Annotated in this window: 11 protein-coding genes; 3 read left to right on the top strand and 8 right to left on the bottom strand. The window is 61.6% G+C overall.

The features are described 5' to 3' along the window. Position 1 precedes the first annotated feature (1 nt). Both tgt and ACZ5ZH_RS03140 read right to left on the bottom strand, forming a co-directional pair. Positions 2 to 1,132: a tRNA guanosine(34) transglycosylase Tgt gene (tgt, locus tag ACZ5ZH_RS03145; protein ID WP_460987824.1), complete on the bottom strand. Its 1,131-nt coding sequence runs from the start codon at positions 1,130 to 1,132 to the stop codon at positions 2 to 4. A 61-nt stretch (positions 1,133 to 1,193) separates the two neighbouring features. Further along, the gene (locus tag ACZ5ZH_RS03140) at positions 1,194 to 1,373 is read right to left on the bottom strand and encodes a hypothetical protein (RefSeq protein WP_449471859.1); all 180 of its coding nucleotides are present in this window, start codon (positions 1,371 to 1,373) and stop codon (positions 1,194 to 1,196) included. Positions 1,374 to 1,611: 238 nt separating this feature from the next. Here ACZ5ZH_RS03140 and ACZ5ZH_RS03135 point away from each other — a divergent pair, with 238 nt between their 5' ends. Then, complete coding sequence (locus ACZ5ZH_RS03135) at positions 1,612 to 2,568, top strand: crotonase/enoyl-CoA hydratase family protein (RefSeq protein WP_460987823.1); 957 nt, start codon at positions 1,612 to 1,614, stop codon at positions 2,566 to 2,568. Positions 2,569 to 2,571: 3 nt separating this feature from the next. Here the strand turns inward: ACZ5ZH_RS03135 and ACZ5ZH_RS03130 are convergent, their stop codons facing one another. From ACZ5ZH_RS03130 to groES, 3 genes are all read right to left on the bottom strand, one after another. Continuing rightward, positions 2,572 to 4,563, bottom strand: a complete 1,992-nt coding sequence (locus ACZ5ZH_RS03130) for a putative bifunctional diguanylate cyclase/phosphodiesterase (RefSeq protein ID WP_460987822.1) — start codon at positions 4,561 to 4,563, stop codon at positions 2,572 to 2,574. Between the two features lie 507 nt (positions 4,564 to 5,070). After that, entirely contained in the window at positions 5,071 to 6,717 is a 1,647-nt protein-coding gene (groL, locus tag ACZ5ZH_RS03125; RefSeq protein ID WP_460987821.1) for a chaperonin GroEL, read from the bottom strand. A gap of 111 nt (positions 6,718 to 6,828) precedes the next feature. Continuing rightward, positions 6,829 to 7,116, bottom strand: a complete 288-nt coding sequence (gene groES, locus ACZ5ZH_RS03120) for a co-chaperone GroES (protein ID WP_167302842.1) — start codon at positions 7,114 to 7,116, stop codon at positions 6,829 to 6,831. A gap of 95 nt (positions 7,117 to 7,211) precedes the next feature. On the opposite strand from groES, the gene ACZ5ZH_RS03115 reads away from it, so the two are divergent. Both ACZ5ZH_RS03115 and yghU read left to right on the top strand, forming a co-directional pair. After that, positions 7,212 to 7,475: a hypothetical protein gene (locus ACZ5ZH_RS03115; RefSeq protein WP_460987820.1), complete on the top strand. Its 264-nt coding sequence runs from the start codon at positions 7,212 to 7,214 to the stop codon at positions 7,473 to 7,475. 46 nt (positions 7,476 to 7,521) lie between these two features. Continuing rightward, the gene (gene yghU, locus ACZ5ZH_RS03110; protein ID WP_464772150.1) at positions 7,522 to 8,397 is read left to right on the top strand and encodes a glutathione-dependent disulfide-bond oxidoreductase; all 876 of its coding nucleotides are present in this window, start codon (positions 7,522 to 7,524) and stop codon (positions 8,395 to 8,397) included. 117 nt (positions 8,398 to 8,514) lie between these two features. Here the strand turns inward: yghU and ligA are convergent, their stop codons facing one another. The 3 genes from ligA to ACZ5ZH_RS03095 form a co-directional block, all read right to left on the bottom strand. Further along, positions 8,515 to 10,659 (bottom strand): NAD-dependent DNA ligase LigA, encoded by a 2,145-nt coding sequence (gene ligA / locus ACZ5ZH_RS03105; RefSeq protein WP_464772149.1) that lies wholly within the window; start codon positions 10,657 to 10,659, stop codon positions 8,515 to 8,517. Positions 10,660 to 10,719: 60 nt separating this feature from the next. Further along, complete coding sequence (recN, locus tag ACZ5ZH_RS03100) at positions 10,720 to 12,381, bottom strand: DNA repair protein RecN (RefSeq protein ID WP_464772148.1); 1,662 nt, start codon at positions 12,379 to 12,381, stop codon at positions 10,720 to 10,722. 110 nt (positions 12,382 to 12,491) lie between these two features. Then, positions 12,492 to 13,277 carry an outer membrane protein assembly factor BamD gene (locus ACZ5ZH_RS03095; RefSeq protein ID WP_196226413.1) on the bottom strand — a complete coding sequence of 262 codons (786 nt, stop codon included), beginning with the start codon at positions 13,275 to 13,277 and terminating at the stop codon, positions 12,492 to 12,494. Positions 13,278 to 13,280: the final 3 nt, after the last annotated feature.

Below are 13,280 nucleotides of genomic sequence, written 5' to 3'. Positions count from 1 at the left end.
ATCAGACCCGCTGATAGTCGCGCCGGAAATCCGCCGCGAAAGCAGCGAACCGGCCTTGTGCGATATTGTCGCGGATCGCCTGCATCAATGACTGGTAAAAGTGGATGTTATGCTGGGTCATCAGCATCGCGCCCAGCATTTCTCCGGCTTTTACCAGATGATGCAGATAGGCGCGGCTCCATGTTGCGCAAACCGGGCAGGTGCAGCGCGGATCGAGCGGCGAAAGATCCTCGGCAAAGCGGGCGTTGCGAATATTGAGCGGGCCTGCCCAGGTAAAAGCCTGTCCGTTGCGCCCACTGCGCGTCGGCAGGACGCAATCGAACATGTCGATGCCGCGTTCGACGGCACCAACAATGTCGTCGGGTTTCCCCACCCCCATCAGGTAGCGGGGCTTGTCCTGCGGCAGCATATCGGGCGCATAGTCGAGGCAGCCGAACATCGCCTCCTGCCCCTCCCCGACCGCCAGGCCGCCGACAGCATAGCCGTCAAAGCCGATCTCGATCAGCTTCTGCGCCGAAATACGCCGGAGATTTTCGTCAAGCGACCCCTGCTGGATGCCGAACAGCGCGGCGCGCGCCGCATGTTCGCCGCCCGCGTCAAAGCCCTCGCGCGACCGCTTCGCCCACCGCATCGACCGCTCCATGCTGTTCGCGGCTTCGTCGTGAGTGCAGCCATTTTTCGTGCATTCGTCGAACGCCATGACGATGTCGCTGTCGAGCAGGCGCTGAATCTCCATCGAGCGTTCGGGCGTCAGCATATGACGGGACCCGTCGATATGGCTGGCGAAGGCCACCCCCTCCTCGCTCATCTTCGTGAGCGCGGACAGGCTCATCACCTGATAACCACCGCTGTCCGTCAAGATCGGCCGGTCCCAGCCCATGAAGCCATGCAGCCCGCCCAGCCTTGCCACACGTTCGGCGCCCGGACGCAGCATCAGATGATAGGTATTGCCCAGGATGATGTCGGCGCCAGTCGCGCGGACCTCGGCGGGTCGCATGGCCTTTACGGTCGCGGCGGTGCCCACCGGCATGAAGGCGGGGGTTCTGATCTCCCCACGGCGCATCTGGATCGTGCCCGTGCGGGCCTTGCCGTCCGTTGCGGCGATAGCGAAGGAAAAGCGGGATTGAGTCACGCTGCGCGCTCTAGAACATCGCGCGAAGAAGTGGGAACCGCTTTTTGAAAATTATGCGGGATCAACCAGCCTTGCGCAGGCCGTCGAACGCCACGATCGCATCGATGTCGAAACCCTCCACACGGCGGTAATTGCCGATGAAGCACAGGCAATCAGCCGCCAGGTTAAGAGTCCAGCTCGTCCCCTCTTCATCATGAAGCAGGAGCGTCACAATCTGTGGATCGGTGCGATGTCTGTCCATGCACCATTTCATAATTAATAAAGGTTAACAAAGCCCTGAGACGATCTTCATCTGCAAATTGGTTAACGGCATTTGTTGCATTAATACAACGTTAACCATAATGATCGCGTCATTTCTGCTACTTAGAGGCAACAGTCGGCGATAAAAAGGGTTAATGAAGCACTCTTCGGGTTCGCGGTGGTTGCATAGGTCTGACAATATTGTTTTCCTCGGCGTGTATCTAAATGCGGGGGCACAGATGATTGATTCCGGACGCTTTAATCCGGCACGTGATGAGGTGGAGGACGCTTCGCCCGTGCATCTGCATGTCGAAAGCATTCAGCCATTTGCCGCTACGGAAGCTGCGCCTCAGGCACGCGAAAACGGCCATTCGATGCTGTTCGACCTGGGTCAGGTCGACGTCAGCTTTGAAGAATCAACCGACACATTATGGGCGTTCATGACCCCCGCGAATCGGCCAAACTACAATTTGCCGATGCTGCGCGACATCCGGCTCTGGCAGACAGAGGCCAAGCGGCTGTTTGATGAAGGCGCTCTGCCGCTCAAATATATGGTGCTTGGCTCACGTTTTCCGGGCGTTTTCAACCTTGGCGGCGACCTTGAGCTGTTTGCTGGCTGCATCGAGCGGGGCGACCTGCCCGGACTCGTCAAATATGGCCATGCCTGCATCGACGTTGTCCATCGCGCCTGGCGCAATGCGGACATGCCGCTAATCTCTATCGCGTTGGCGCAGGGCGATGCACTTGGCGGCGGCTTCGAGGCGCTTCTCTGCTTCGACGTCGTCGTGGCCGAGCGGAGCGCTCGTTTCGGCTTGCCCGAAATGCTCTTCGGCCTCTTCCCCGGCATGGGCGCCTATTCCATTCTGGCGCGCAAGCTCGGCCGTCGCATGGCGGAGCGCATGATCCTGTCGGGCAAGGTCTATACCGCTGAAGAGATGTACGACATGGGCGTGGTCACCATCCTTGCCGAGGATGGAGAGGGCGAACAGGCCGTGCGTGACTATATCACCGGCAACCGTCCGCACCATGCGGGCCATGTCGGCGTGTTCGAAGCGGGCCGCCGCGTCGATCCCCTCGATTATGCCGAGCTTAAGGACATTGTGGAAAATTGGGCGGCAACCGCGCTCAAGCTCGATCCCAAGGACCTGCGCATGATGCGTCGGCTCGCTTCGGCCCAGACGCGCCTGACCAAATAGCCGTCAGGCGCGGCGACGGCTCTGCATGAGCGTGACGACGTTGCTTTTCTCACGCCGCATGTCACTCATCATCTTGAGCAGGTCCTCGGCTGGCATGGGGCGGCTGAGGACGAAGCCCTGCACATTGGTGAAGCCCATCTCACGCGCATAACGCAACTGCTCTTCGGTCTCGATACCTTCCGCCACCGTTTCGACGTCCAGCGAATGGGCCAGATAGGCAACCGACTGAGCGATCGCGCGATCCCGTCCCTCTTCACCCACGCTGCGCATGAAGCTCTGATCGACCTTCAGCGTGTCGAAGGAATAGTCGCGCAGATAGCCGAGCGACGAATAGCCCGTTCCAAAATCATCAAGGGCCAGCCGCAACCCGATACGCTGAAGCTCCGACAGGATGAGGCTGGTCCGGCCACTATCCTCCAGGAAGATGGATTCCGTCACTTCCAGTTCCAGCCGCTTGGCCTTCAGGCCCGATCCCATCAGCGCCGATATGACAGCGCGCGGAAGCCCGTCGCTCTTGATCAGCGCGGGCGAGATGTTGACGGCGACGCGGACATGATCGTCCCACAGCATGGCGTCACGGCACGCCTGCTCCAGCGCCCATGCAGTGATCGGTTCGATGAGGGAGCTGCTTTCGGCGACCGGTATGAATTCGGCCGGCGAAATCCGGCCCATGGTCGGATGATCCCACCGCATCAACGCTTCGCAGATGGCGATCTTGCCGGTGACGGTGTCAAAGATCGGCTGATAATGCAGTAGCAGCTCACCATTCGCCATGGCGCTGCGCAGCGCCATTTCCAGCTCATAGGTCCGGTTCTGGCGCTCCTTCATCGTCCAGTCGAACTGCGCATGGCGGTTCCGCCCTGTGCGTTTCGCCTCATACAGAGCCATGTCGGCGTGCTGGAGCAGTTCTTCGCTATCGCGCCCGTCATCGGGCGCAACCGCAATGCCCATCGATGCAGTGACCGTCAGATGATAGCCGCTAACGTCGAAGTCGTGGCTGAACTCTGTCATCACATCGTGCGCGATCTGCTCGGCAATGGAGCGATCCGCGCCGGGGCAAATCACGATAAATTCGTCTCCGCCAAAGCGCGCGACATGGCCACGGCTATCAAGCGCATGGGAAAGCCGGGCAGCTACCGTGCAAAGCAGCTGATCGCCAATGATATGGCCGAGCGAATCGTTGATCTCCTTGAACCGGTCCAGGTCCATCCAGAACACGGCCATCGGATCCTGATCGGACTGACGCTTATCGAACAGTTCCCGCAAGCGCATCTGCATCGCCATCCGGTTTTCGACGCCGGTCAGGCTGTCGAACCGCGCCAGCCGCTCGAACTTCGTCGCCAGCTGCGACTTTTCATAATTGCCCTGCAATGCCTCCACGACGATTCTGTGGGTGGTGCGCGTGATCTCAGCCATGGCGAAGATCATCAGGAACAGCATGGTCGCCAGAACCCAATAGCCGAGCCCGCCCGCGATGCAGAGACCAAGGGAGGTTGGCAGCAGCGCGAAACATGTCTGGCCGATGGCGATATGAATTCGGCCCGCATTGCGGCCCGCGATGCCGCCTGAATAGGCCGCGACCAACGTCACGCTCAATATGTGCAAAGATGCGTCGCCGGTGAGGACCAGAGTGGCAAAAGCGAGCAGACCAAGCAGCGCCGCATAGCCCCACGCACCCAGTTCATAGGCAAGGCCCCATATTTGCTGCGTGGGTCCTTGATGGTCTGCCAACTGCCGCAGAAAATAGACTGCGGAGATCGACCGGCTCACCGCAACCAGGAAAATCAACGCTGCGATCGTGGTGATTTCGGCGCGGCCAGCATGGTAGGCGACGACGAAACTGAGCGCTCCGCCAGCCAGTGCGCCGATCATCAGCGATTTGGGCGAGGCGTAGAGCGATTGGACAAGGCTGTCCTGCACCTCAGCGCTCTGCTGAGTATCGGGCGCGAGATGCGCGCGCAATTTTGCGCTCCAATGATGGAAGAGGCGTGACACGTCTCCGTCATCTTTGGCCAAACATGATTTCTATTTGGTAAATTCAGACCCGGTAAGATGCCCGAAATGGAGGTTTCGAGCGGCTGTCGGATGTGGGGCTGCTCCCTTCATTTTCCGTCCTTTTGTCGGGTCGCTTAACCTTCAGACTTCCCTACAGAATGCTCGGAAGGGCAATCCCGCCAGCCCTCCTGCGCAAGCTGGAGCAGCATAGCTTTTATCCGAATACCCTGCCCCGTTCGGGCTGAGCTTGTCGAAGCCCTCTTCTTCCTGAAAAAAAATAGAACCCTTCGATAGGCTCAGGGCGAACGGCAATAGGAGGCTATGCCGATTTGAAGCATGATGCCCTAACATGTCGCGAAATTGCGCCATGCCTCTTGCGGGAAATGCCAATTCTCGATGGCATCAGCCACGGCCCGACGCCTGAAATTTCCTCGCTCCGGCAGACCCAAAGAAAAAGGCCGGTGGATCGCTCCACCGGCCCTTCTCGTTTTCGCGTGAGCGAAGGACTTAGAAGTCCATGCCGCCCATGCCACCCATGCCGCCGCCGGGCATGCCCATCGGCGCCTTGTCGTCGGCGGGCGTTTCGGCGATGCACGCTTCGGTGGTGATCAGCAGACCGGCGACCGAAGCCGCGTCCTGCAGGGCAGCGCGAACGACCTTGGTGGGATCGATGACGCCAGCGGCGACAAGGTTCTCATAGGTGTCGGTCGCGGCGTTGAAGCCCTGGGTCTCGTCATTTTCGCGCAGCAGGTTGCCAGCGACAACCGCACCATCGACGCCCGCATTCTGGGCGATCTGGCGCAGCGGCGCTTCGATAGCCTTACGGATGATGTCGATACCACGGGTCTGGTCGTCGTTCACACCCTTGAGGCCTTCGAGAGCCTTGGTTGCGTACAGCAGAGCCGTGCCGCCACCGGGGACGATGCCTTCTTCAACGGCTGCGCGGGTTGCGTGCAGCGCGTCGTCGACGCGGTCCTTGCGCTCCTTGACTTCGACTTCCGAAGCACCGCCGACCTTGATAACTGCAACGCCGCCAGCCAGCTTGGCCAGACGTTCCTGCAGCTTTTCACGGTCATAGTCGGACGTCGTCGTCTCGATCTGCGCACGGATCTGCTCGGTACGGCCCTTGATCGCTTCGCCATCACCGGCGCCATCGACGATGGTCGTGTTGTCCTTGTCGATGGTGACGCGCTTGGCGGTGCCGAGCATGCCGAGCGTGACGTTCTCGAGCTTGATGCCGAGATCTTCGGAAATCACTTCGCCCTTGGTCAGGACGGCGATGTCTTCCAGCATGGCCTTGCGGCGGTCGCCGAAGCCAGGCGCCTTGACCGCAGCGACCTTCAGGCCACCGCGCAGCTTGTTGACGACCAGGGTCGCCAGCGCTTCGCCTTCAATGTCTTCGGCGATGATCAGCAGGGGACGGCCCGACTGAACAACAGCTTCGAGGATCGGCAGGATCGACTGAAGGTTGGACAGCTTCTTTTCGTGGATCAGGATGTAGGGATCAGCCAGTTCGACTGCCATCTTTTCCGGATTCGTGACGAAGTAAGGCGACAGGTAGCCGCGATCGAACTGCATGCCTTCTACGACGTCCAGCTCGAATTCGAGACCCTTGGCTTCCTCGACGGTGATCACGCCTTCCTTGCCGACGCGCTCCATCGCTTCGGCGATCTTTTCGCCAACGACGGTGTCGCCATTAGCCGAAATGATGCCGACCTGGGCGATTTCCTTCGTGCCGGCAACCGGCTTGGAACGGCCCTTGAGGTCCTCGACGACCTTGGTGACAGCGAGGTCGATGCCGCGCTTCAGGTCCATCGGGTTCATGCCAGCGGCAACCGACTTCATGCCTTCGCGAACGATGGCCTGGGCCAGAACGGTCGCGGTGGTGGTGCCGTCACCGGCGATGTCGTTGGTCTTCGAAGCGACTTCGCGGACCATCTGCGCGCCCATATTTTCGAACTTGTCCTTCAGTTCGATTTCCTTGGCGACGCTGACGCCGTCCTTGGTGATGCGGGGAGCGCCGAAGCTCTTGTCGATGACGACGTTGCGGCCCTTGGGGCCAAGGGTCACCTTGACCGCGTCGGCCAGGATGTCGACGCCGCGCAGGATGCGCTCACGAGCGTCACGCGAAAACTTTACGTCTTTTGCAGCCATGATTTTGTTCCTCTGTCCGTCATCCCAGCAGAAGCTGGGATCTGGTGCGGCTAGGTGCCGCGTTTAAAGGCCTGAAATCCCAGCTTTCGCCGGGATGACATCAATGATCGGTTAGGCGACGACGCCCAGAATGTCCGATTCCTTCATGATCAGCAGGTCTTCACCGTCGACCTTGACTTCGGTGCCCGACCACTTGCCGAACAGGATGCGGTCGCCAGCCTTGACGTCCAGCGGGGTCACCTTGCCATCTTCGGCCTTGGAGCCGGTGCCGACGGAAACGACTTCGCCTTCCTGCGGCTTTTCCTTGGCGGTGTCGGGGATGATGATGCCACCGGCAGTCTTCTCTTCCGCTTCTACGCGGCGAACGAGAACGCGGTCATGCAACGGACGAAATGCCATGTTGAGTTGCCTTTCCCTCTATTGGGTTGGGTCGGACGTCCAATCGCGGGGATTTCCCTATCCGCGAATCTGCTGAACGCCGTTCCTTCTCCCGTATGAACCAGATGCTGTTAGCACTCTCTTTTGAAGAGTGCCAGCGCCGCGGAATATGGAGCGATGAAATTGCCGGTCAAGAGATGGATGCAGATTTTTTATGCATTCCGTCACAGGCGGAAAGCGTGCGCTTTGTGCGCGTTGGGAGGCCATTTGTCACCTATGCAGCGCCAATGCGCGGGATTGTTGCGACCATTGGCGGGTCGAATGCGCGCGGCAAAACCGTTTCCCTTGAGCTCCCCCGTAACAGTTGCGGCACAGGATGATGCTTCCTACCTGCGGGGCGACATCGCCAAGGGAGCACTTTGCCAAATGATTGAAAGCTATACTCCGCCCCGCGTCTGGACATGGGACAAGGACAATGGCGGTGCCTTCGCCAACATAAACCGGCCGATCGCGGGCGCGACCCATGACAAGGAATTGCCGGTCGGAAAGCACCCGCTGCAACTCTACTCGCTGGGCACGCCCAATGGGCAAAAGGTCACGATCATGCTGGAGGAGCTGCTGGCGGCGGGCCATCCGGGCGCCGAATATGACGCCTGGCTCATCAACATCAGCGAGGGCGACCAGTTCGGCAGCGGCTTTGTCTCGGTCAATCCGAACAGCAAAATCCCTGCCCTGATGGACCACAGCGTGTCCCCACCCCAGCGGGTGTTCGAATCCGGCGCCATTCTGGTCTATCTGGCCGAGAAGTTCGGGGCGTTCCTGCCCTCGGACCCGGCGAAGCGTACCGCGACCCTGTCATGGCTGTTCTGGCAGATGGGCAGCGCACCCCTGTTGGGCGGCGGCTTTGGCCATTTCTTCGCCTATGCACCTGAAAAGATCGAATATGCCATCAACCGCTATGCGATGGAGGTCAAGCGGCAGTTTGACGTGCTGGACCGCCAGCTTAGCGAGAATGAATATGTCGCTGGCGATGAGTTTACGATCGCGGATATCGCGATCTGGCCCTGGTATGGCGGGGTGGCACTTGACCGGACCTATGTGGGGGCAGGCGAATTTCTGGACGTGCAGAGCTATGCCAATGTCCAGCGCTGGGCGAAGCAGGTCGATGCGCGCCCTGCCGTGAAACGCGGCCGGATCGTGAATCGTGCCAGTGGTCCGCTGGAGGAACAGCTTCGGGAACGGCACGACGCCAGTGATTTCGATACGAAGACGCAGGATAAGGTGGAAGGGGTGGGCAGCTAAGCATCGAGGCCTTCTTTTCCGTCACCCCAGCGAAAGCTGGGGTCTCGTTCGACCTTTGCCGTACCCTCCTGAGATCCCAGCGTCCGCTGGGATCTCAGGAGGTGGCTAGTGCTGCCCCTACCCCGCTGCCTTCACTATTTCAGCCCAAGCCGCTTCATCGATTACCTCGATCCCAAGCGAGGCTGCCTGTTTCAGCTTCGATCCCGCGCCGGGGCCAGCAACTACCAGGTCCGTCTTTGCGCTAACCGACCCTGCGGCCTTGGCGCCGAGGCGCTCGGCCTGCGCTTTGGCCTCATCCCGGCTCATGGTTTCGAGCTTGCCGGTGAAGACCACGATCTTGCCCGTCACCGCGCTGGCGGTGGTTTCAACCACATAGTCGGGCGGCGAAACTTCGGACAGCAGGTCATCCCACGCCTCCCGATTATGCGGTTCGTGGAAGAAGTCGGCGAGCGCATGGCCAACCGCCGAACCCACATTTTCGACGCCGATCATCTCCGCGATCGCCTTGTCCAGCCGATTGCGGAAGCGTGCTTCCTCCTCACCCTCGGCGCAGATGGTGGCATCGCGTAAGGCGATAATCTCCTCGGCCAGCGCTCTGACGCCGGGCAGGCTCGTGTAGCGTTTCAACAAATCGCGCGCCGTGACCGCACCGATGTGCCGGATGCCAAGGCCGAAGAGCAGGCGCGCAGCGTCCGGAACGCGCTTCGCCTCGATCGCGGCGAACAGGTTATCGACGGACTTCTCCTTCCATCCCTCGCGCCCGAGCAGCGCGGCGCGATGCTGTTTGAGGCGGAAGATGTCGGCCGGTTCCGTGATCCAGCCAAGATCGAGAAATTCCTGAATGGTTTTCTCGCCCAGCCCTTCAATGTCGAGCGCACCACGGCTGACGAAATGGCGCAGCCGCTCGAACCTTTGCGCGCCGCAGATCAGGCCGCCGGTGCAGCGGATATCGACCTCGCCCTCTTCGCGCACGGCTTCCGATCCGCATACGGGGCAATGATCGGGGAAGAGGAAAGCGGGGCGCGCTTCGTCGCGTGTCAGATTATCCACCACCTGCGGGATGACGTCGCCAGCACGCTGCACCACGATCCGGTCGCCCGGCCGCACGCCCAGACGCTCGATCTCGTCGGCATTATGCAGCGTCACGTTGGACACGACCACGCCGCCCACCGTTACGGGGGTCAGCCGCCCGACCGGCGTCAGCTTGCCCGTGCGGCCGACCTGAATGTCAATCGCCTCAAGCGTGGTTTGCGCCCGCTCCGCCGGGAATTTATGCGCGATCGCCCAGCGCGGCGCCTTGGCAACAAAGCCCAGCCGCTGTTGCCAATCGAGCCGGTCCACCTTGTAGACCACGCCATCAATGTCGAACGGAAGGTCGGCGCGCGCCGCCTCTATCCCGCGATAATGCGCGATCAATCCGTCAAGCGAGTCCACGCAGGTCAGCATGTCCGACACCGGCAGGCCCCAGCGGGCGATTGCCTGCATGACGCCAAGCTGAGTCTCTGCCGGAAGGCTACTCGCCTCGCCCCAACCATGGGCCAGGAAGCGCAGCAGGCGGCTGGCGGTGACAGTGGCGTCCTTCTGCCGCAGCGATCCCGCGGCAGCGTTGCGGGGGTTGGCGAATTGCCGCGCCTTTTCCGGGTCGTCAGCATCTGCCAGCAGGCGCTGATTGAGCGCCACGAAATCCGCCTTCGCCATATAGACCTCACCCCGGACCTCGAATAGGTCGGGTATGTCCTCGCCGGTCAGCCGGTCGGGAATGTCGCCGATGGTGCGCACATTGGCGGTCACATCCTCACCGGTCGTGCCGTCACCACGCGTCGCGGCGAGCCGTAGCTCTCCCCTTTCATAGCGGAGCGAGCAGGACAGACCGTCGATCTTCGGTTCAGCCGTCAGCGCGATAGGCTCACCGTCCGGCAGCGCCAGAAAACGCCGGACACGCGCCAGAAATTCGGCGATGTCCTCGTCCGAAAATCCGTTGTCGAGGCTCATCATGCGAACCGCATGCGGGACCTTCTTCAACCCCGAAGTCGGCGCGGCGCCGACCTGCGCATTGGGCGAATCAATGCGGACAAGCTGCGGAAAGGCAGCCTCCAGCGCTCCATTCTCGCGGATCAGCGCATCATAAGCAGCGTCCGTGATCTCGGGCTGATCCTGATCATGGTAGAGCCGATTATGCCGCGCAATTTCCCGGGCCAGCCGCATCAGGCGATTGGCAGCTTCAGCTTCAGTCATCTGGGTCGGGTCGATCGAGTCACTCATATCTGCTCCATCCCCGTTCAGGGCGGGCTTGTCGAGAAGCGATCATTTGCCCGCAGCAGTTCAGACTTCGAGCAGCCGCTCCGCCTGCGCCCGCGCCTCGGCGGTGATCTCTGCGCCGGAGAGCATTCGGGCAATTTCCTCGCGCCGCTCACCATCGCTCAGCGCATGGACGCCGGTGCGGGTCACGGTGCCGTCACTGGCCTTGGCGATCAGCATATGTCCAGCGCCGCGCGCGGCCACCTGAGGGCTGTGCGTGACGACAAGTATCTGGTTGCTCTGCGCCAGCCGCGCCAGACGGTCGCCAATGGCCGATGCCACCGCCCCACCGACGCCCCGGTCAATCTCGTCGAAGATCAACGTATCCGCCCCGCCCCGCTCCGCCAGCGCGACCTTGAGCGCCAGGATGAAGCGCGACAATTCGCCGCCCGATGCGATCTTCACCAAAGGCGCAAAGGGCGCGCCGGGATTGGTGGAAATTTCAAACTCCACCCGATCCATGCCCTGCGCGCTCCACTGCCCTTCATCGAGCGCGGCGACGGTGGTGCGGAAGCGGGCAGCGTCGAGCTTCAGCGGCGCGAGTTCCGCCGCCACGGCGGCATCGAGCCGCGCAGCAGCATCCTTGCGCTGAGCGGACAGCGCCTGCGCCGCCTCGCGATAGGCGGCGGCGCTGGCCGCAACGTCGGCTTCCAGCACGGCGATATGCTCCTCTCCGCCCTCGATGGCGGCCAGCTTTGCCGCCATCTCATCGCGTAAGGCAGCAAGGTCATCTGCGGCGACCTGATGCTTGCGCGCCAGTCCGCGCAGGTCGAACAGCCGCGTTTCGATCGCGTCCAACCGCGCCGGATCAAAGCTGAGCGCATCTGCTGCCTTGGCCAGCCGGTCCTCCGCCTCGCCCGCCTCAATCACCGCCCGGTCGAGGGCGGCGAGCACTTCGGCAAGTGGCTCATATTCACCCACCATGCGGTCGAGCCGCCGCGCCGCCTGCCGCAACTGCGCCAACCCACCGTCCGAGCCGGTGAGGCAATCCGTCACCGTCGACAGGTCATCGGACAACCGCGCGCCCTTTTGCATGGTCGCGCGCTCTTCAGCCAGCGCCGCTTCCTCGCCGGGTTCGGGGCCAAAACGCGCCAACTCTTCAACAGCATGCGTCAGATAGTCGCGATCCCGCGCCGCCACCTCGACCGCCGCGCGGCTTTCCGCTAGCCGGTCGGCCGCCGCACGCCAGGCAGAATGGGCAAATGCCACCGACGCGCTGTCGCAACGGCCATAGACGTCCAGCAACTGACGATGCCCACGCGGATTGAGCAGCCCGCGATCGTCATGCTGCCCATGTATCTCAACCAGCGTGCCGCCCAGGTCACGCAGCAATGCGGCCGAACAGGCCTGATCATTGATGAAGGCCCGGCTTCCCCCGTCAGCCTTCAGCGTGCGGCGAATGATGAGCGGTTCGCCCGCATCCAGTTCGATGCCATTGCTGCCGAGAAGTTCGGCTGCCCTGTGATCGGCGCGGGGAATATCGAAGGTCGCGGTAACGCTGGCCTGCGCCTCTCCGTTGCGGACGAGACCGCTGTCGGCCCTCGCACCCAGCGCCAGCCCAAGCGAATCGAGAAGGATAGACTTGCCCGCCCCGGTCTCCCCCGTCAGCACGCCAAGGCCCGTGCCGAACTCCAGGTCCAGCGCCTCGATCAGGACGACGTTGCGGATGGAAAGATTGGTCAGCAATGCGGCCGCTCTCCAGACGTCATCCCAGCGGAAGCTGGGATCTCGTGCCGCCGGGTCGTGCCCAATGGCCTGAGACCCCAGCTTCCGCTGGGGTGACGGTAAATCGGCAATTACGCCTTCGCGCCATGTTCCCGCATGAGCTTGTAGCTACGCTCATACCATTTGGAGCCAGGATAGTTCTTGCCCAGAACAGCTGCAGCCTTCTGCGCTTCCTCCGGAATGCCGAGCGAGAGATAGCTTTCGACCAGACGCTCCAGCGCCTCGGGCGTGTGGGTGGTCGTCTGATATTTGTCGATGACCACGCGGAAGCGTAGCGTCGCTGCCAACCACTGCCCTCGACGCTGGTAGAAACGGCCGACTTCCATTTCCTTGCCCGCCAGGTGATCGTTGACCAGGTCCAGCTTCAACCGCGCATCGGCGGCATAACGGGTGTCGGGATAGCGGCGGATCAATTCGCCCAGCGAATCCAGCGACTGCTGCGTGATCTTCTGGTCGCGGGTAACGTCGGCGATCTGCTCATAATAGCAGAGCGCGATCAGATAATAGGCGTAGGGCGCGTCCTTGTTGCCCGTATGAATCGCCAGAAAGCGCTGCGACGCCGCGATCGATTCACTATAGTCCTTGTTCATATAATAGCTGAACGCGGACATGAGCTGCGCCCGGCGCGCCCAGGGGGAATAGGGATGCTGGCGTTCCACCTCGTCAAACAGGGCGGCGGCCATCTTATATTGCCCGCGATCGAGCCGATATTTGCCCGCATTGTAAAGCGTGGACACGTCGCGGGCGACATATTGCGTGTCGGCCTTGTTCTTCGACGTGGCGCAGCCGGCGAGCAAGGCGGCAAGCAGAACCGGGGCGGTAGCAGCGCCAATGCGCGTCATGGTTTTCGTCAGCATGGC

Source organism: Sphingobium sp. TomMM7A, from assembly GCF_055397305.1.
The sequence above is the reverse complement of the archived record's forward strand: the minus strand, read 5'-3'. Positions and strand labels throughout refer to the sequence as shown.